The following is an 18,633-nucleotide window of genomic DNA, read 5'->3' on the forward strand; positions in this document are numbered from 1 at the left end:
AGCGACGGTGAACAGTTTCCATATGTTTAACGAGATCAGCAACGACTTTCCCGGGTGTGCCGGTACGGTGACGTGGCAGGAGTTGGAATTAGGAGCGGATGTAGACACAAACACTACGTATACGGACGTATACTTGGTATGCAATGGAACCGGTGGAACTACAGAGGGCGATGAATGTTCTGATGGAGAGGTTTCTGGTAGTCAATCCTGTAATGGGTGTGGCGAGCAAACGACAAAAAAATGTGTAAATGGTAAGTGGACTGATTCCTTGGGTACTTGTTCTAAAACTGCTGAAGAATGTAACACCTGCCAAGAATCCACTACGTCGTGGACAGATGTTTCTTCTTTGCCGCAGGATACTTGCCCCGGTGGTAATACGGATGTCGAATTTTCTTGTGATGGAGGCTTTGTTGGTACTTGTACTGATGTCCGTTCTACTCCTGCAGATAGACAAATAGGAGAAACTAATACTTTGGCTTTTGACCCGCCTTCAGGTTATGTGTGGGGAGGCCCTACCTGTTCTCCTCAACAGCGTAAGGAAAAGGCCAAAGTTGCAAGTGGCTTTGCTTCAGAGAGTATAATATCTAGACATAACTATGCTATTGCTAGTTGTTCAGATTTATCCAGTGGAAATATGGTAAATAATTTACCTTGGGGCTTTCATTTATTAGCTCCTGGAGGTGGTATTGAAGAATGGGTAGATTATGGTGTTATCACGAAAGAATGTCCTGTTGACTTAAGTGGTCCCTGGGATGGTGGCTATGAAATGTGTCGGCGGATATGTGGTATTACAGATCCAACGGATACTCATGGGTGTCGAAGCAGAGAAAGATGCTATGTAAAACCACAGTTTAATAATGAATGTGGTAATTTGACAGCTGGTCACCCTGTCTTGGGCAATGGGTTTAGTGTGTATACATGCGATGAACATGCGGGAGGGCGTAAATGGAAGTTCCGCTTATATCAGTGTGATGCAAAGTATGAAAAACGCACTGTAACGTGTTGTGGTAATTAACTTATAGTCCAATAAATAAGTTTGTAAACCAAGAACCGGCCAGTTAAAAGGCCGGTTCTTGGTTATTAATTAGCAATATTTCCTCTTTTTATATATTGTAGTTATAATTTATAAACAAAATGATGAGTATATTGTTTTTTCTCTTTTCTCTTGGCTCATAAAAAACTAAAATATAAAAAATTTGTATTATATTTCTGCCGCCTGCGTTCCAACAGGCCAAAAGGTTTGCTATGCTTAATTTAACCCGTCCCAATAAAGAAACTGTTTACGTAAAAATTATCCGCTTGCTTCTTGCTGCGGTGTTTTTGGTGGTTCCGCTTATCTTTTTTACGGATTTGACAGAGAACCCTTTCCTTATCCAAAACACGCTTTTATACGTGCTTTTGGCGCTTATTTACGGTACAATGGCCGTCAAATTTTTGCGCTCTAAAACCATTGATTTTACAAAAACATTTTTTGACTTGGCCTTTTTCGTTTATGTATCCGTATGCGCGGTAACGTGGCTTTCTGCCGTATCGGCGGAGCCGCAGGCCCTGCGCCAGACTATGTTTTATAACTTGTTGGATTACGGAACGCTGCTTTTGGTGGTGGCGCTGGGGGCGTATGTCATTAGCAAAAACGTCGCTTTTTCCGGCCAGATAGAAAGCAAAACCAATTATATTTTGTTGTTTATTGTGTGGGGGTCTTTGTGGTTTTTGCTGCCGTCTTTGCACACCATGCTGAAAGCCGATAATTTATTTGCCCGCATGTTTGACTGGTACGCCGTTTTATTGTGGGCGGCGGGTATTTGGCTGGGTGTAAAGGTATTAAAAAAAGTAACGCAGGAAAACATTATTGTTCTTATGTTTGTGGCGGTGTTTTTGGCGTGCGTGTACGGGGTAATGCAGGCGCTGGGGCTGGAGTTTTTGTGGCCGTTTGAAATGAGCCAGTTTGCCACCAAGGCGTTTTCCACCTTTGGAAACCCCAACTTTCTTTCTTCCGCGGTGGTGATGTTGCTGCCGGCGATTGCGGTGTATTTTTTAAGGGCGTCTTCCAAAAAAGACATGCTGGTATACGGCTTTTTAACATTGGTGTATTTGCTGTATTTGTCTTTTGGGTTGGCGCGTTCGTGCTGGATTGGGGCGGCGTGCGGGTTTGTGATGATGTGGATGTTTGGCTCTTTGCGCGGGCTGATTTGGAAGCGCAAAGCCCGCGCTTTTTTGTTGATTGTGCTGGCGGGGGGAGTGTTGTACGGCTCGGCTTATTTTGGCGGCTCGCAAAGCCCGGTGGCGGCGCGCGCGGCTGAGATAAAGCAAGTTACCCCTTCCAATATTACGTTAGACGTGGATAAGGACCATATTTTCCAATCTCTCCACCAGCGTTTGTTCATGTGGGACGTGTCCAAAGAAATCTTTTTATCCCGCCCGGTAATGGGGGCCGGATTGGGAAACTTTCAAATGGCGTTTGCGCAAAACCAGGCCAAAACCCTTTTGGAACACCCCAACCTGCGCTCCTTAAAAGCCCAAACCAACGCCCCGCATAATGAGTTGTTTTTTCAAATCGCCCAAGGCGGTATAGTGGGCGGCGGCTTGTTTTTGTTTATGTTTATGGTGTTGTTTTTGGAAGTGCGGGATTTCGCCTCCCATAAAAAAGAGGGCGACAAAAAACAACTTTTGCAAGCGCTGTTCTGCGGTATTTTGGGCATGTTGGTGGACAATATGCTTAATATATCCCTGCATGCCGTGGTGCCGGCGTTTTTCTTCTGGTGGTTTGTGGGGGCGGAGGTAAGCGGCGTGGGGAAAGAAGAACGCACCGTGGCCATTACCGTCAACCCGGTTACCAAAACCGCCGCGCTGATTATTTTGGCGTTGTGCGCGGCGGTAGTGGTGTGGCAGGGGCTGGTGTTAAACAGCTTTTTCCGCGGATATGAGGGCTTAAAAGCCATGGCGGCGGGCGATACGCAAAAAGCGCAGGAAAATCTTTCCCGCGCGCTGGCTTTGTATCCCGCCAACACCGAAGCGGGTCTTCGCCTGGGCAATCTGTATTTAAAAGAAGAAAATTACGCCGCCGCCTTAAAAACGTATGAAAAATCCGCCGCCGCTGCCGGTTATTATGATGAGATCTATTTCAACGCCGCTTTGGCCGCTTTGGGAACCGGGGACGAGGAAAAAGCCGTTAGGTATTTGACGCAGAACCTAAAACTAAATCCCTACAATTTGCAAGCATATGATATGCTGGCCGATTTGATTAAACAAAACGTTATTTATGCCGATTCGGAAAATTTAAAACTGCTGGAACGCGGCACGCACTTATTTCCGTACGCTTCCGCTTTATGGACGGCGCTTGGTGAAATTTACGTCAAACGTGAAGAGCCCGAATTTGCCAAAAATATTTATAAAAAAGGTTTAACGGCGGATACGCTGGACCGTTCCCTCCTGCGCGGGCTGACCCGCTTGTATAAAAAAGGGGAGGCCCTTCCCCCGGTGGTGGCGCAAGCCAAACGCATACAGGATTTGCATGTTAAAACGGCAAATTATTGGACGCAGCCCAAAGCCGTGCGCAAAGCCTTGCGCGGGAATATAGAAGCTTATATTGAAGATTATCCCGACGATACAAACGGACCCATTTTACTGGCGCAGTATTTTAATCAGGCGGGGAATGACTTGATGTCTAAGTCTGTTTTGGAAGGAGTGCTGGCAAAACATCCGGAAGATTTATCCGCCAATTTGGCGCTGTCTACGCTTCTTTACCGGGCGGAGCAAACGGATTTGGCAAAGTATTATTTACAGAGCGCGTTATTTTATTATCCGGGCAATCCTACGGCGATAAAACGCCTGGCAGCGCTGGAATAATTCTTCCCGCGCCCACGCGTTCGGGCGTATGGGAATGCGTATTTTTTAAGGATATAACAAAAAAGTGGCTTTACAAAAGCAACTAAATTGCTATAATTCTAATATCTGTTGAGTTGTAAAAGCATGAAGAAAGATACCTTTACAAAGGGCAAGGATTACTGAATCTATGATAAAAATGAATAAATATTTGAGCGCAACCTTAGTTGCCGCTTTTATGTTTTTGTCGCTCGTGGGCGACAATGCTCCGTTGTTTGCCGCTACGCCGGAAAAACAATTGGAAAAGGGTATAGCTTTGTTTGATGAAGGGAAAAACGACGAAGCTTTGGAATATTTTATTGACGTATTGCTTACGGGTAACCGCAAACAGGTAACCGAAGCCAACAAATACGTGAACATGATTCATAACCGCATTGGCGGCATCCAAAACCCGGTGGAAGTGGACGTGGCTTTTAAAGAAGGGGAAATTAAACACCTCTCTGACGCGGCGACCGAAGCCGAGGCCCAAGCCCAAAAAGAAATGCTCTTGCGGCAAAACGCCAGCGAGCAGACCATTGCCGGCTCTGCTTTGGAAACGCTGTCTCCTTCCGTGATAGAAGAAGAAGGCGTTACGGTTTCTTCTTCAAGTTCTTCTGCAAATGCCTCTTCCGAGTCTCTTTCTGTAACGCAAGAAGAATTTTATTCCTCTTCTCAACAGGCGGCCGCCGCGGAGCCGATACCGTATTCCCAGTCTTCTTATGCCAGCGTTCAGCGTGAAGCGGAACAGGTTGAAATCGTTGCCCAGGGCGGTTCTACTTATACGGATTTGACTTCTCCGGAAGCGTTGCAGGCGCGTGAGTTGTACAGCCAGCAGAAACTGGAAAGCATGAAATCCGATGTAATTGCCCGCATCCGCAACACCAAAGGGGTGCGCATTTATTTCCGCAATAATTTGCCCGACGCCATTGATATTGACGGGGATGTCATTTTCCAAGGGTATCGCTTTAAGCCGGAAGCCCAACCGTTGTTAGACGATATTTATTCATTGATGGCTCTTACCCAAGGTGCCAGCTATATCATTTTGCCCGCCGGTTCTTACACGGATGACGTAACTTTGGCCGGTATTCGCCAAGCCATGGCGTTAAATTCTTTCTTTGTGCATAAAGGTATTTCTTCCGGCAAAATCAGCTACAACATGGGTTTATATGATCAGGAACCGCCTGCCAAATTCGCCAATTTGGAAGGGCTTTCTATCGTGTTTGATTTTGAAGCCGAATTGCCCAGCGCTATCGCTCAAGCCAACCAAGTCAGCAAGCGCCCGCTGCTCAGCATTGCGGTGGTGCCGGTGAGCAATGAAATTGATCCTTCCAAAGGGGAAGCGTTTGCCATTGATTTTTCCGTCATTGAAACGGTCAACCCTGTCAATAACTGGATTTTCCAAGTTGTACAGCATGGCAAAGACGGCAAATATTATGTAGTGCGCCAATTGGAAGGTTTTGCTCCTGTATATCATCAAATTTTATGGAACGCGCGCAAAGGCATTATTGGGCCGGAAATGGACTGCGGCAAATATACCTTGGTGTTAACGGTAACGGATTCTACCGGTGAAAAGAAAACCATTAGACGCCAAATTAACGTAAAATGCGGGGAACAAAAACAAGCTGTTTCTGAAGAAAATATTTGCAAAAACTGCAACTATAAAACGCCCCGCTTATGGACTAAACCCGGCCGCAAGATGGTAGCCCCGGTACAAGAAGACATTTCTTACACCGATATTTCCACCACCAACGTGGTAGATGGAGGCATGAACACCAATACGGTAAACATTTATGAGGAAACGTTGCCTCCGGGTTCGTTAGATAATCCTGGTTCCGCGTCTTATCCGCCTTTGCCTACGGATCCTAGCGTATATGGGGCTCCTGTTTCCAGCACCACCACCACTGCTCCGGTTGATCCGTATGCGGTTCCGTCAGCGGCTGCGGCTAACCCGTATGCGCCCGCCGCCGGGACGAATCCGTATGCCGCTCAGCCGGCTGGAACGGCTGATCCGTATGGAAGCGGTGCGACCAATAACCCGTATGATATGCCGTATGAGAGTTATAGTTCCACCTCCAGCACAACAACAACCCAGCAGTAATATTTAAGGATTTTGCACATGAATATCGTAGAAACGTTGATTGGCAAAAACATGAAAGCCCATCCCGACTGTTTAGGTTTATACATCGGTCTGGATGAAATGTACATCGCACAAAGCGCCCAGAAAGACGGGGGAACCGTGTTGGAATCCCTGTTGCGGGTGCCTGTGTCTAATGTAGATCACTCCCAGCTTAAACCGCTGGATTTAAATGAAGCCTATTTTCAAATGGACAACTGGCTGGACGCTTTAACTAAAGTAGCCAGCAAAAAACGTTGGAAGACGGATAAAGTGGTTGTCAGTTTATCTTCTGCTTTTTGTCTGCTCAGACATTTTGTTATTCCTACCGTCATTGAGCGTAAAAATTGGAAGACCACCATTCCGCTTCAGGCGCGCAAATATATACACTTCCCGTTTGAGAAAGGCGAATACGCCTATCATGTGTATGAATTTGAAACGGCTGCCACTAAGCAAAAAAAGACCGGCGTCGTTTTTGCCATGACCAGCAAGGTCATTTTGGAGCGTTTGGCTAAAGGGTTGCGCTCAGCCGGGTTGGAAATGGTGTCGGCGGAGCCGTCCGTATTGTCTTTAAGCCGGGCTTTTGACTCCAGCGATAAAGAAGCCGTAGGCAACAACGGGCGCATTTATTCTTTTTTCGGAAAGGATTTAGCCAGCTTCGTGTTTTTAAACGAAGGAGCCCCCGTTTTACTGCGTGAAGTGGAAATTTCAGGTTCTTTGCCGGCGGAACGCCGCCGTTTTGAAATTACCAACTGTACGGAATTTATTGCCAAACAGTTGGAAAAAGACCCGTTTGAGGAAGCGGTTATCGTAGGGCATGACGTGGATAACTGGATTACTGCGCTGGAGGCGGATTCTAAAAAACCGGTTCGTAAATGGAATTTGTCTGAAATATACGGAATTGAAACCAAATCCGCCGGGGAGATTTCTTCTATTGGGGCCAGCGGTAAATTTTATGACTCCAAGGCGCCGGATTTGGATTTTGTTAAAGGCAACCGCTTGAGCGATTATGAGTTTAACGCCGCTTTAATGGCGTGGAAAATAGCTGTGGTTGCGGTAGTTGTGTTGCTTTTGTTAATTTGTAAGAATTATTTTGCTGTACAAACCGCTTATAAAGAATTACAGCAAGTAAAAGCTTCAAACAGCAACCCTATCAAAGATTTTGAAGGCCTAACGGCTTCCCAAATCTCTAATAACTTATCCCAAATCAAGAGCCAAAACTCTAATTTGGAAACCTTCTTAAAGAGTAATCCCATCACCCCGTTGTTGGTGGAAATAGTGGATTCAATACCCCAAGAAGTATGGATTACGAATTTTGAATATAAAGATAAGTTTCCGCCGGAATCTGGTCAAACGCGGTCTTTTACCATTACAGGTTCTATTAAATCCGGCGGGGATGGACAGGCAGACTTGGTGCTGGGGGATAAGTACCGCCGCCAGTTAATGGAAATGCCGATAATACGTGAGATTTGCGGAGATGAGCCGCAGATTAATTATCAGGAAGTATCCATAGAAGGGGCCGAAGCTGCCAGCGGCCGCAAGTTGACGGCCGAAGAATTAGGCAAATTGCCTAAAGAAACAACTTTTTCACTGAAATGTGGTCAAGGAGAAGAAAAGTATGTCCGCTAATGCGCAATTAAATAAGATAAAGGCTTCTCTTGAAAAAGGCTTCAATGATATGAAGCTGGTGATGGAGGAAGGCAACGTCAAACTGTTTGCTAAACAGTTTGTGGTGGTGGTTGCGTTTTTCTTGGTGTTTCATTATGCAAACGGTGCTTTCCAAAAAAAGATTACCAATTACCGCGGACAGGTAGAAGCCATTCATTCCCAGCAAAACAATGAGCAAGAGTACCTTTCCAGCAAAAAACGCTTATTGGATTTGGAGCCGCGCTTCCCGGATATGGATTCCAAGAGTGAGTGGCTGATGACTCAGGTTTTAGATTTGTTTAAACAAGTAAACCTGACTCCTAAGTTTTCCGGTTCACAGACGGAAGACACCATGAACCCCAATTATACGTTGGCTACGTTGGAGTTAACTACCACAGCGTCTTGGCCGCAGTTTGCGCAGCTGATGGTGGAATTGGAAAACCGCCCGGAATATTTGCGTCTGTCCTCTTTTAAATTAGGGAAAAACGCAGATTCTGCCCAATTAGGAACAAACGGTATTAAAATGACCATTAATACCCTGTTCCCTAAAGAAAAATTGGCTCCTAAATTATTTAAAGATCAGGGAGGTAAATAATGATGAAAAAATTATTTTTTGCCGCTCCTTTTCTTAGCGTCATTTTATTATCCGGCGCAGTGGCCACCGCGCAAGAGGCTGTTCCGGCGGCGCCTGTTATGGTTCCTCCGCCTGCTGTGCCCATGGCGTCTAATGCGCAGGAAGGGTTCGTTACGCCCCGTGAAACTGTGGATGAAGCTGCCGTAAAAAAAGAAGAAGCCAAAATTGTGTACAATCCAAAAGTGCAGCGCGATCCTACTTTGTCTCCGGATGATTTCTTGTTGTTGCAATATCGTGAAAGACAGCGTTTAGCCGCCGAAGAAGCGGAACGGCAACGTAAATTGGCGGAAGAGCGCCGCCGCCGTGAAGAAGCGGAGCGCAAACGCCAGCTGGAGTTGGCGTTAATTAAAGATCCTACGATAGCCGTGCGTGACAAAATCCGCGTAAGCGGTATTATTGGCAAGGAAGTATTTATTGGCAGCAAAATTTATACGATAGGAAAAACCGTCCGCGGAGCAAAAATAGTAGACGTACGCAACGATGAAGTGGTATTCTTGTATAAAGGCCATAAATTTACAAAGAAAGTGCAGTTAAGGTAGTTTTGTTGTTTGGTAAAATTCTGTTAATTTAAAAAAAGCAATAGGAGGATAGATGAAAAATCGTTTAGAAGTTTTTCTGGCTTTCGTTTTGGCCACGGGTTTAAGCGCATCTGTTCAAGCGCAGGAAGCCCGGCAGACTCTTCCCAGTGATAATACGGTAACGTTCACGGCGGAAGAGACGGTCAGAATGACAGGAGAACCCGATTTATTTCAAGCGGCAGAACAGTCTTCCCCGTTGGATCGTACCGTTTCCATCAGGGTGTCTAACGTGCCGATATCGGCGTTTCTCAACAGTATCACTACGCAAGCTCGGATTAACTTTATTATGAGTGACGAATTCGCCGATAAAAAGGTGACGGCTTCTTTAACTAAAGTTACTGTACGGGAAGCGTTGGATACTTTGCTTCGTGTGCACGGGTTGACTTATCAGCGTATTGGTAAGAGTGAAAGCTATGTGGTAACCAAACGTTCCAATGATGCGCCGGATACCATTACAAAGATTTATACGCTCAGCTATATTTCTTTGCAGGGTATGGGTTCCGCAGCCAGTGAAATGGAAAGCGTTCTTCCTCAAATCACCAATACGGGCAGCTCTTTGGGCTCTTACAGTTCGTCCAACAATATTTCCACGGATACTTCCGCTATGAATTCCAGTCAAGATGCGTATTCCGGACAGGCGGAAATTATCGGTATTATTAAGAGCATGTTGTCCCCTGTGGGCCGCATTGCGGTGGATCCCCGCACCAATAAACTGATTGTAACCGACGTGGCCGAGGTGTTTCCCCAAGTGGAAAATATCTTGGCTGAGTTGGATATCAAACCTCCGCAAATATTGATTGAAGCCCAAATCGTGGAAGTAAACAAAACCAGCGGTTTGAACTTGGGCTTTGAATACGGCGGGACAGACGGCTCCATCTTCACCTTCACCGGTCCGATGCGCGAAGTGGACTATGATTATATTAAAGGCAATGGCGTGCATGGCTGGAACTTTATTTTCCCGAATTCTAGCCAGTTAGACAGCGGCAGCGGCGATGGCGGCGATGGCGGCAGTTCCTCTTCTTCTAGCAGCAGCGATGCGGAAAATTCTGCCGGGTTGTTGGACTTCTCTGCTTTTAAGATTGTTTTAAGAAGCTTGCTTACCCGCGGTGAAGCTAAATACTTAGGTAAACCCAAAGTGGTAACGGTAAACAATAAAACCGCTACGATTATGACCACCACCCAGGCTTCTGTAGGTTTCTCCACTACATCGGGCAGCAGCGGGGATTATATGTCTGAAAGCACAGACAGAGCCAACGTGGGTTTAACCATGCAGGTAACTCCGCAGGTTAACCGCGAAGGGTACGTAACTTTGTATGTGCAGCCTTCTTATTCTGACTTGTCTGACGGTATTGGTAACACCAAAGACCCTACCACCCGCGCCGTTTCTACTTTGGTGCGTGTGAAAAACGGTCAAACGGTGGTTATCGGCGGGTTGCTTAACTCCCGTGAAACGGATTCTACCCGCAAAGTACCGTTATTGGGTGACATTCCTATATTGGGTTGGTTGTTTACCAGCAAAGAAAAGACCAAATCTACTACGGACTTAGTCATCTTTATTACTCCCACTATTTTGGCGGAGTAATCCATAAGAATTTTCCGTCCCCGCCGTATAAATTACGGCGGGGCGGATGTTTGAACATAGAAACAGCAGCAAAAGCATTTCGGGGGATTAGGAAATGGCAAAACAGTTAGGCGAGATTTTGATTGAAAGAGGCGTCATTACCGAGAAACAGCTTAAAAGTGCCCAGCTTTACTCCAAACAAAGCAATGTTTCTTTGGCGGATGCTATTGTAAAATTCGGTTTCGCGAGCGAGAACCAAGTAACTATTGGCTTATCCAAACATTTTGCAATTCCCTACGCTTCCAAAGAAAACGGGATTTTAAGCCCGGAAAAAGACCAAAACTTGCAGGAAATTATTCCGGAGAAATTTGCCCGCGAGAACATGGTTTTGCCCTTATTTGTGGAAAACAATGAATTGGCTATTGCGTTATATGACCCCACCAACGTATTTTTAATTGAAAACATCAAAATGATGTCTGGCAAGCAGATACAGCCTTTCATTGCCAGCAAAAGCCAGCTTTTAAATGTTATAGACGCTTTTTATTCCAATAAAGATTTATTGGAAGAAGTAATCAACGACGCATCCGAAAAACCGGCCAGCTCCGCTGGAGATGAGGCCGATGAAGATGATTTAAACTCCGGTTATTTGGATTTGGATAAAGTCCGGCCCAATACTTCCCAGTATGTTAAAATTGTGAACGCTATTTTGCGCCAGGCTATTACGGAACGTACTTCTGATATTCACCTGGAAATGTTTGATGAGCGCGTCAGCTTGCGCTTCCGTATTGACGGTTCTTTGTACGAGCGCACTCCGCCTTCTAAAGATGCTATCGCGGCCATTATTTCCCGTATTAAAATTTTGTCTAAGTTGGATATTGCCGAAAAACGTTTACCGCAGGACGGAAGCTTTGGTATTCAATTCCAAAACCGTAAGATTGAGGTCCGTGTTTCTGTCTGTCCCGCGGTATTTGGTGAAAAGCTGGTGCTTCGTATTTTGGATAAAGGCACCGGGGAAATGAATATTGATAAATTGGGTTTTGAGCCGGAGCAAAAGCGTTTGTTTATGGAAGCGGCCAACTTGCCCCATGGTTTGATTTTCTTGACGGGTCCTACCGGTTCCGGTAAATCTACCACGCTTAACGCGGTATTAACCACCATTCGTACGCCGGAGTTAAACTTTATGACGTTGGAAGACCCGGTGGAATATAAACTGGCTGGTATCAGCCAGGTGCAGGTAAAGGCATCTATTGGGCTTACGTTCGCGGCCGGGCTTCGTTCTTTCTTACGTCAGGACCCGGACGTTATTCTGGTGGGGGAGGTGCGCGACACAGAAACGGCGGAAGCCTGCTTAAAAGCGGCTTTAACGGGTCACTTGGTGTTATCTACCCTGCACACGAACGAAGCTTTAGGCGCTATTCCCCGTTTGATTGACATGGGGATGGAACCTTTCTTATTGTCCAGCTCTTTGGCCTTGGTGGCGGCCCAGCGTTTAATACGCGTATTATGCCCGTATTGCAAAGTGCCGCATATGCCAGACAGCAATATTCTTGCCCAAATTGCAAAAGAAGGGCATTTAAATCCCAAAGACCAAAACAGTTGGACTTTTTTCAAATCAGTAGGCTGCCCAAAGTGCTTTGGCACAGGTTACATGGGGCGCCGTGCTATTTATGAAGTGTACCGCATGACGGAAGAAATGCGTACAATCATTTATAAAACGCAGGATTTGGTTGCTCTTAAACAAGCGGCTGACCGCTCCGGCATGTTAAATTTGCGTGCCAGCGGCTGGCATAAGGTAATTCGCGGTATTACTACGGTGGATGAAGTATTGTCTGCCACGATGTCTGATGAATAATCAATTAAAAAGAGGGTTTTATGGCAAAATTTACCTATGAAGTGCAAGACATGAACGGCAAAAAACTCCGCGGCAGCGTGGAGGCGGACAGCCGGGAAAAAGTAATTTTCGCCCTGCAGAATAAGGGCTATATTGTGTTGGATGTTAAAGAAGGCGGAGCCAGCCTGTTTGGCGGTGTGGCCGGCGGCCCGAAAAAGACGGGTAAAGTGCCGGGGCACGTGTTGGCCTTCTTTGCTGAACAGCTTTCTACTCTGCTTGCCGGCGGTGTGCCGTTGGTGCGCGCCATTTCGCTGCTGGGGGAATACGCTTCCAACCCGATGTTAGGTACCGTACTTACCCAAGTAGCTAAAGATATTGCAGGCGGCAGCTCTTTACACACGGCGCTTTCCCGCCATAAACGCACGTTTTCTACCATTTGGCTGTCTTTGGTGCAAGCCGGTGAGGTGGGCGGCCAGTTGGCGGACACCCTCATGCAGGTGGCAAAATATACCAAAACCCAAGAGGGAATGAAAAGCAAAATCATTACGGCTGTTACCTATCCGTTTATTTTGGGTACGGCGTCTGTCGGCGTGTTGATTTACTTTATTTTGGGTATCGTGCCTACGTTTGCCCAAATCTTTAAAGACTTTAATATTGAACTGCCGATGATTACCGTAGTGGTTTTGGCGGTATCCAGCTTTTTAATCAACCACGGTATCTTGCTTATTGTCATGATGATCGGTTTGTTCGTCGGGTTCCGTTTTTACATTAAAACGCCGGAAGGCAAAAAACGCTGGCACGCGTTTTTGCTGTCTATGCCTTTGTTTGGTAACTTCTTAAAGAATATTTATTATGACCGGATGCTTTCCACTTTGTCTACGCTGTTACAGTCCGGCGTTACCATTTTAAACGCTATTTCCGTGTTGGAAGAATCTTTTGACACGAACGTCATTATCCAAAACGCCTTAAAACAGGTGCGCGCGGAAGTGGCTGCTGGTAAATCTATTTCTGAATCTTTCCGTGAGACGGGTATTTTCCCCGGGTTGATGACGGAAATGATGTTAATGGGTGAAGAATCTGGTAAATTGCCGGCCATTATTGCCACGCTGTCTAAATTCTATGCCGATAACGTAGACCAGTTCATTGCCCGTTTCTCCGCGGTGATTGACCCTATCTTGATCTGCGGTGTGGGTGCGCTAATTGGTATTATTGTAGCCTCTATCTTCTTGCCTATCTTTAAACTGTCCCAAATCGGGGGCAACTAGGAGGCTGTATGAAAAAAGGTTTTACGTTAATAGAAGTAATGATTGTGGTGGTTATCGCGGTGTCCGTTGCGGCATTTGCGGTTCCCGCCTATAAAAAAAGCCAAGAACAAAACCGCTTTTTAGCGGCTGAGGGCAAACTGCTGGAAATTTCCAGCGGTTTGCACAATGTGATTCAAATGTATAAAGGCACGTCTTGTTCTGGCTCTCCCACCGCTTCTGACAAGAATGGGGACGGAACTTTAAATAAAGAAGGCTGCCGGAAGTATCCGCATGAGTGTTTGTTTACAAATGATTATATAAAAACCACCATGAGCGGTATGCACGGGTATTCCTATTCTATTGCCACTAATTGCGATGTTTGCATGCAAAAAGCCAGTAATAGTAATTCTCCCGTTCCATATCAGGTTTGTGTGGACCGGTTTGGGGTGGAAACCCTTACTTATCCGGGCGGGGTGACCTCTACGCGCGGTAATTGACAAATACGCAAAACTTCGCAATACTTATAAGAGGCTTAAATATAAGTTTTTATATTTTTAGAGGAATATGGTTATGAAGAAAAACGCTTGGCATTCTGTAGGTGGTTTTACGTTGCTGGAGTTGTTGATTGCAGCCACTATTATTGGTATTTTATCTGTTTTTGCCACAGTGAGCTACCGCAACAGCGTTGCAGAATCCCGTATAGCGGAGGGGCGCGCCAAGGTGCGTTCTTTGGCATTGGCCAATTACCGGGCGCATATAGATTATCCGGGGATTAGTTTTGGCAGTGATAATATTTCGGATGATGTGTCCGTAGTAGGCGCCAGCGGAGATATTTGTAAGCGCAGTTTTGCTTCTAACCCCTCAGCGCAATGGCCTGCCAGCTGCCTAGTGGCTAACGGTTATGTGGACCAGCTTGGGTTTTCCGGATATTTTAAATATACGGTGGAAGGTTCCAGTGTTGCCTGTATGACTGGCAATAACAGTAAACTGGGTTCCAAATACAACGGAAAAAAGATTTATTGTTATGACGCGGAAACGGACCAGTCTACGGTTAACTTATAGGGCTTGCAAGGGGGCCTTATGAAACGGATGGACAGAAAAACGATTGTGAATAATACAAAAGGTTTTACCCTTATGGAAATTTTAGCCGTATTGCTCATTATAGCGGTAATACTTAGCTTTGCCGTGCCCGCGTTTCGTTCTGTACGTTTTGAGCAGCGCAACAGCCAAGCAAAGGCGGGGGTAAAAAAACTCTCCGAAGCCTTGCGCTCTTTTTACCAAAACAGCAAAGGCGTTAAAATTACAGGCAGTTTTACTGGAGACGGTTTAACCTCCGTAGGGACATGCCAAGATTTAGGCGCCAGCGGCGTTCCGGGTACGGGAAAAACGGCTGACATTACCCAGCTGTTTGCCTGTGGCTACTTAAACGCCAATGATTTTGCCGGTCTGCCCTATACCTTTTATTCATGTGTGGCCAATGTGCCTTCCGCCTGCAACGGTAAACCATACGCAGTGGCTGTAGGCAACGATGCTTCTGCCGCCGGTAACAAATATACACAGAATTATGGCGGGCAAAAATATTATATTTATTTGAATGAGAACAGTCTGCAAGTAACAGACAACGCAACTAATTAAGTAGAGGGTTTTATGATTAAAAGCATTTTAAAAGGCAAAAAAGGCATAACGTTGTTGGAGGGGTTAATCGCTTTGGCCCTTTTGGCTATTGTAGCCACGGGATCGTTTGCGGTATTGCTTTCCGCCTCACGTAAAACCTCTTCGCCGGATTTGCGCGAAGAGTTGGTTTTTGCGGTGGAAAAGGCGCATGAGCAGTTGCAGTCCTATGTATATAATACAGATTTTGATCTGCAAACAAAGGATGATAAAGGGCAGTTTTATGTACCGGAGGCGTTCCGGGAAGGTTTGTGCGGGCGTGCCCGTTTTAATGCCCATACGGATACAGATCCTCTCGCGAACGGGACCCATAATATTGCTTGTTTATTGCCGCCCGTTTGTGACCGTGATGTGGCCAATGATTGTAATGATGCTACTGGCGCAAAAAGTTGTTTTGTATACCGTATAAATCAAGCCAGCGCGGGCAGATGGTCCAGCATGTTGCCGGAAGAAGGCCGGGATAAAATTTTAAATACGGATTGGACGACTGAGGAGGGAGTTTATGATAAAGATGCTCCCAAGAACGCCTCTGCCGGCAAAACGGTTACTTTTGAAATTCGCTGCAACGGGTATACGTTAACCAAATAAGAGGGGGATATATGAAGAATAAACACGGTTTTACGTTAACGGAAGTCCTCTTAGCCGTTATGGTGGTGGGGTTGATTGGCGTGGCTCTGGCCTCTTTAACCACGGCTGCCACGCGTGAATCCGGCGTGGGGCGCAGCAAAGTAATGCTTCGCAATAATTTATCTTTATTTTTACGCACTTTGCGTGATGATATTAACGCAGCAACCTACATTAATATGGGGGCTTCTTCCGGCCCAGGCAGCGGCACTTTAATTGAGTTGTGTGATAATAAAACCATGCTGGGGGAAACCCTTACCAGCGTAAGCGGCATGGGTTGCGTGACTTATCGTTTTAATAAAGGTTCGGCCACGGGTTCTGCAGCGCGCAGTAATCAAGTGGTTCCATCCTCCGCTACCCGCGGGGGAACTATTACCCGCAATGGGGAAATTGTTTTGCGTAATGTAAAGTATGTGAACAATTATGAAGGATATTCCTCCCCGTATTTTAAACGTGTGGGTACCGGCACTATTGGCAGCGCGTTGGATATAACTATTATTACGGAATTGGATTCCACCCCGCCGGTGAATGATATCGTGGAAGAAACTTTCCTTTTACCTAACGGTCTGTAAGAGAGGTTTGATATGTTTATAAAAAATAACAAAGGTGCTGCTTTAATGCAGGTTTTATTAGTGACCGTGGTTTTGGCCGGTATGGCCGCCATGTTGTTGCGGGCCACTTTATCCCGCACGATTACTGCCCGTCATACACGGCGTTCCGTTTCCACGCAGTTGATGGTGGATTCCTGCATGGCGGAGGTAAACTCTTTATGGGCGTCTAAATCGCCGGAAGCTTTTTTGGGCGATTTTAACGGAGACGGCCGCGGCGCCTTTATGTATTGTGACGATTACGACGAAACAACCGGTATTTGTTCCAGCACTGGTAATGCTATACACCGTTATTATGACTGTTCCTATCAAATAGATAATGTCTCCTATACCGTTCGGGCTTGGTTATATGATAATGCCAGTCCGGATTCCTCCTACCCCAAGGAAGACTTTACCGGTAAGGAAGAAGACGGCAAACTGCAAATGGTGTTTGAAGTTTTAAACAGCGAAGGGGCTTCTTTATAGTCAGGGGCGGCTTATGAAAAGAAACGCTTGCCTGTTTGTTGCTTTGCTGTTTGTTGCTTTTTGTTCTTATGCGCAAGGAACTGCTTCCGCGGGTGCGGGGGCAGTTTCTTCTTCTATACAAGTGTCGGAGGTAAATACTCCTACATCTAATATAGATATGTTGCAACAGTCTTTAACCAAAGAGAAGCAACAAGTTTCTTCTTCCCAGGCCGCGGCGGGAACGCAGGTACCGTCTAATTCACAGGGGGCTAAAACAGCGTCTTCCACCTTGGAAATGCCTATTAATATGGGCGGCAATGCCTCTTCGGTTGTAAAGACGCAGGTTCAGCCTCGCAAGACCGTGTCTAGCTCCAAAACTTCCGTTTCCAGTTCTACCCGCAGTACTAAACAGACTTCCTCCAAGGCCGTCACTCTCAAAACCTCTGCCAAACCTACGGAGTTGGAAAAAGCGATAGAAAAAGAAAACGCTCTCTTGCCGGAAAGCCAACAGGGGGAAGATAATGCTTCCAAAGAAGAACTTTCCCAAGAAGAACAGGAAGAAGCGGCTGAAGTGGAAGTAGCCGTGCGTATGCTTCGGCAAGCTAAAAACTCTCAGGAAGGGGGGCGCACCATCCCTCCGCCGGCCGCTAAAAACGTCACGGCAACGGTGCCTTCTTCCAAGGCGCGCCGTTTTAACCCCAACGTATACCGCCCCGGGGTGCAATGGAAGGAAAGCCAAAGTAAAAATTTTACCGTATATACCCAAAAGCGTGATATAGGCAGCGGAACCGCTAATATGACGGCCGTGTTTGAACAGTCTTATAATACGTTAAAAAGATTTATTCCTTGGATGATGTCTGACCGGGTTCGCGTGTTTGTATATCAGGATTATCAATCTTACTTGAAATATGAACCTAACGCCAAACCCTGGAGCCGCGCCATGGCTTATCCCACCCGCGGCGAAATTGTGGTTTATGATGAGCCCAATAAAACCCAGGAATTAAAAGAAATGTTCACGCATGAGCTGGTGCATATTTTTACTCAAAAGTTTTTTGACAAACGCCGCACGTACCAGATTATGACTCCTGCCTGGTTAGATGAGGGCCTTGCCGTGCTGATGGAAGACCAAGCTTATAACGGCACGCAGGGCGGGCCGTGGGCGCAGGATTTTAAGACCTTAAATTTCCAGCGGGACCCGTCCAGCCGTATGTCTTTAGGGTGGAATTCCTCTCCCACCAATATGATGCGCAAACCGGGCAGAACCCTCACGTTTATGCCGTTTGACCAGTTTATGAAAGAGGGTTCTTTGAATATGATGGAGTCTAACGGGCAAGCCCAGGATTGGTATTTCCAGGCGTATACTATGGTGCGGTTTTTATTAAACCCGGGTAATTCTTCCTATCCGTCTAAACGCATGCAATTTGAGCAGTTTACTAAACTGCTGGCTGAAGGGGAAGCCGTGCGGGATCCGTCCAGCGGGTTTTTAAAGAGAGACGCTTCCGGCAAACAGATTTATGAGCCTTATTCCGTTGAAAAAGCATTAAAAAAAGTATATTACTATAATGACATGAACGCTTTTGAAGATGCCTTTTGGAAGTGGGCCGCCTCCGGCGGAAGCGGATATAGCTTTTAGTTTGTTTTGTTAAAGATTTTAAAAAATACCATAAGTCAAGCAAGGTAGTTTTAACACTTGCTTGACTTGTTTTTTTTTTTTGATACAGTGGGGATTAACAGGTTAGGGTTTTTAGAAGTATCTGTTTGGTAAAAATGCCTGTAATCGGCCATTAGGCCTTAATAAAGGAGGTCTGGTATGTATC

Annotated in this window: 16 protein-coding genes; all 16 read left to right on the forward strand. The window is 46.0% G+C overall.

Annotation, left to right across the window (positions count from 1 at the left end; all coding sequences use genetic code 11):
- Positions 1–1,015 (forward strand): hypothetical protein (locus tag ACQY33_RS06510; protein ID WP_428075102.1); only part of this gene is annotated, 1,015 nt, incomplete at its 5' end.
- A gap of 230 nt (positions 1,016–1,245) precedes the next feature.
- The gene (locus tag ACQY33_RS06515; RefSeq protein ID WP_428075104.1) at positions 1,246–3,846 is read left to right on the forward strand and encodes a tetratricopeptide repeat protein; all 2,601 of its coding nucleotides are present in this window, start codon (positions 1,246–1,248) and stop codon (positions 3,844–3,846) included.
- Between the two features lie 175 nt (positions 3,847–4,021).
- Positions 4,022–5,959 (forward strand): PKD domain-containing protein, encoded by a 1,938-nt coding sequence (locus ACQY33_RS06520; protein ID WP_428075106.1) that lies wholly within the window; start codon positions 4,022–4,024, stop codon positions 5,957–5,959.
- Between the two features lie 18 nt (positions 5,960–5,977).
- Complete coding sequence (locus ACQY33_RS06525) at positions 5,978–7,603, forward strand: hypothetical protein (protein WP_428075108.1); 1,626 nt, start codon at positions 5,978–5,980, stop codon at positions 7,601–7,603.
- Entirely contained in the window at positions 7,593–8,216 is a 624-nt protein-coding gene (locus ACQY33_RS06530; RefSeq protein ID WP_428075109.1) for a hypothetical protein, read from the forward strand. The genes ACQY33_RS06525 and ACQY33_RS06530 overlap by 11 nt, the downstream gene beginning before the upstream one ends.
- On the forward strand, positions 8,216–8,794 hold the full coding sequence (locus tag ACQY33_RS06535; protein WP_428075111.1) for a hypothetical protein: 579 nt from the start codon (positions 8,216–8,218) through the stop codon (positions 8,792–8,794). Before ACQY33_RS06530 ends, ACQY33_RS06535 begins: the two co-directional genes overlap by 1 nt.
- 52 nt (positions 8,795–8,846) lie before the next feature.
- The gene (locus ACQY33_RS06540) at positions 8,847–10,415 is read left to right on the forward strand and encodes a secretin and TonB N-terminal domain-containing protein (protein ID WP_428075113.1); all 1,569 of its coding nucleotides are present in this window, start codon (positions 8,847–8,849) and stop codon (positions 10,413–10,415) included.
- A 94-nt stretch (positions 10,416–10,509) separates the two neighbouring features.
- Positions 10,510–12,246, forward strand: coding sequence for a GspE/PulE family protein (locus ACQY33_RS06545; RefSeq protein WP_428075115.1), 1,737 nt, complete (start codon positions 10,510–10,512; stop codon positions 12,244–12,246).
- Between the two features lie 20 nt (positions 12,247–12,266).
- Positions 12,267–13,490 carry a type II secretion system F family protein gene (locus ACQY33_RS06550; RefSeq protein ID WP_428075117.1) on the forward strand — a complete coding sequence of 408 codons (1,224 nt, stop codon included), beginning with the start codon at positions 12,267–12,269 and terminating at the stop codon, positions 13,488–13,490.
- A gap of 8 nt (positions 13,491–13,498) precedes the next feature.
- Positions 13,499–13,966, forward strand: coding sequence for a prepilin-type N-terminal cleavage/methylation domain-containing protein (locus tag ACQY33_RS06555; RefSeq protein ID WP_428075119.1), 468 nt, complete (start codon positions 13,499–13,501; stop codon positions 13,964–13,966).
- 73 nt (positions 13,967–14,039) lie between these two features.
- Complete coding sequence (locus ACQY33_RS06560) at positions 14,040–14,531, forward strand: type IV pilin protein (protein WP_428075121.1); 492 nt, start codon at positions 14,040–14,042, stop codon at positions 14,529–14,531.
- A gap of 18 nt (positions 14,532–14,549) precedes the next feature.
- Complete coding sequence (locus tag ACQY33_RS06565) at positions 14,550–15,104, forward strand: type II secretion system protein (protein WP_428075123.1); 555 nt, start codon at positions 14,550–14,552, stop codon at positions 15,102–15,104.
- A gap of 12 nt (positions 15,105–15,116) precedes the next feature.
- The gene (locus ACQY33_RS06570; RefSeq protein WP_428075126.1) at positions 15,117–15,728 is read left to right on the forward strand and encodes a type IV pilus modification PilV family protein; all 612 of its coding nucleotides are present in this window, start codon (positions 15,117–15,119) and stop codon (positions 15,726–15,728) included.
- A gap of 11 nt (positions 15,729–15,739) precedes the next feature.
- Entirely contained in the window at positions 15,740–16,336 is a 597-nt protein-coding gene (locus tag ACQY33_RS06575; RefSeq protein WP_428075127.1) for a PulJ/GspJ family protein, read from the forward strand.
- A 12-nt stretch (positions 16,337–16,348) separates the two neighbouring features.
- Positions 16,349–16,837, forward strand: coding sequence for a hypothetical protein (locus ACQY33_RS06580; protein WP_428075129.1), 489 nt, complete (start codon positions 16,349–16,351; stop codon positions 16,835–16,837).
- Positions 16,838–16,850: 13 nt separating this feature from the next.
- Positions 16,851–18,449 carry a hypothetical protein gene (locus ACQY33_RS06585; protein ID WP_428075131.1) on the forward strand — a complete coding sequence of 533 codons (1,599 nt, stop codon included), beginning with the start codon at positions 16,851–16,853 and terminating at the stop codon, positions 18,447–18,449.
- The last annotated feature ends 184 nt before the right edge of the window (positions 18,450–18,633 follow it).

The sequence above is a fragment of the Candidatus Avelusimicrobium aviculae genome, from assembly GCF_949292495.1.
Taxonomy (GTDB): domain Bacteria; phylum Elusimicrobiota; class Elusimicrobia; order Elusimicrobiales; family Elusimicrobiaceae; genus Avelusimicrobium; species Avelusimicrobium aviculae.

What these genes read in the sequence shown, in the direction of transcription:
- ACQY33_RS06515 (WP_428075104.1), top strand. Translation starts at nt 1,246, where the DNA reads ATGCTTAATTTAACCCGTCCCAATAAAGAAACTGTTTACGTAAAAATT.
- ACQY33_RS06520 (WP_428075106.1), top strand. Translation starts at nt 4,022, where the DNA reads ATGAATAAATATTTGAGCGCAACCTTAGTTGCCGCTTTTATGTTTTTG.
- ACQY33_RS06525 (WP_428075108.1), top strand. Translation starts at nt 5,978, where the DNA reads ATGAATATCGTAGAAACGTTGATTGGCAAAAACATGAAAGCCCATCCC.
- ACQY33_RS06530 (WP_428075109.1), top strand. Translation starts at nt 7,593, where the DNA reads ATGTCCGCTAATGCGCAATTAAATAAGATAAAGGCTTCTCTTGAAAAA.
- ACQY33_RS06535 (WP_428075111.1), top strand. Translation starts at nt 8,216, where the DNA reads ATGATGAAAAAATTATTTTTTGCCGCTCCTTTTCTTAGCGTCATTTTA.
- ACQY33_RS06540 (WP_428075113.1), top strand. Translation starts at nt 8,847, where the DNA reads ATGAAAAATCGTTTAGAAGTTTTTCTGGCTTTCGTTTTGGCCACGGGT.
- ACQY33_RS06545 (WP_428075115.1), top strand. Translation starts at nt 10,510, where the DNA reads ATGGCAAAACAGTTAGGCGAGATTTTGATTGAAAGAGGCGTCATTACC.
- ACQY33_RS06550 (WP_428075117.1), top strand. Translation starts at nt 12,267, where the DNA reads ATGGCAAAATTTACCTATGAAGTGCAAGACATGAACGGCAAAAAACTC.
- ACQY33_RS06555 (WP_428075119.1), top strand. Translation starts at nt 13,499, where the DNA reads ATGAAAAAAGGTTTTACGTTAATAGAAGTAATGATTGTGGTGGTTATC.
- ACQY33_RS06560 (WP_428075121.1), top strand. Translation starts at nt 14,040, where the DNA reads ATGAAGAAAAACGCTTGGCATTCTGTAGGTGGTTTTACGTTGCTGGAG.
- ACQY33_RS06565 (WP_428075123.1), top strand. Translation starts at nt 14,550, where the DNA reads ATGAAACGGATGGACAGAAAAACGATTGTGAATAATACAAAAGGTTTT.
- ACQY33_RS06570 (WP_428075126.1), top strand. Translation starts at nt 15,117, where the DNA reads ATGATTAAAAGCATTTTAAAAGGCAAAAAAGGCATAACGTTGTTGGAG.
- ACQY33_RS06575 (WP_428075127.1), top strand. Translation starts at nt 15,740, where the DNA reads ATGAAGAATAAACACGGTTTTACGTTAACGGAAGTCCTCTTAGCCGTT.
- ACQY33_RS06580 (WP_428075129.1), top strand. Translation starts at nt 16,349, where the DNA reads ATGTTTATAAAAAATAACAAAGGTGCTGCTTTAATGCAGGTTTTATTA.
- ACQY33_RS06585 (WP_428075131.1), top strand. Translation starts at nt 16,851, where the DNA reads ATGAAAAGAAACGCTTGCCTGTTTGTTGCTTTGCTGTTTGTTGCTTTT.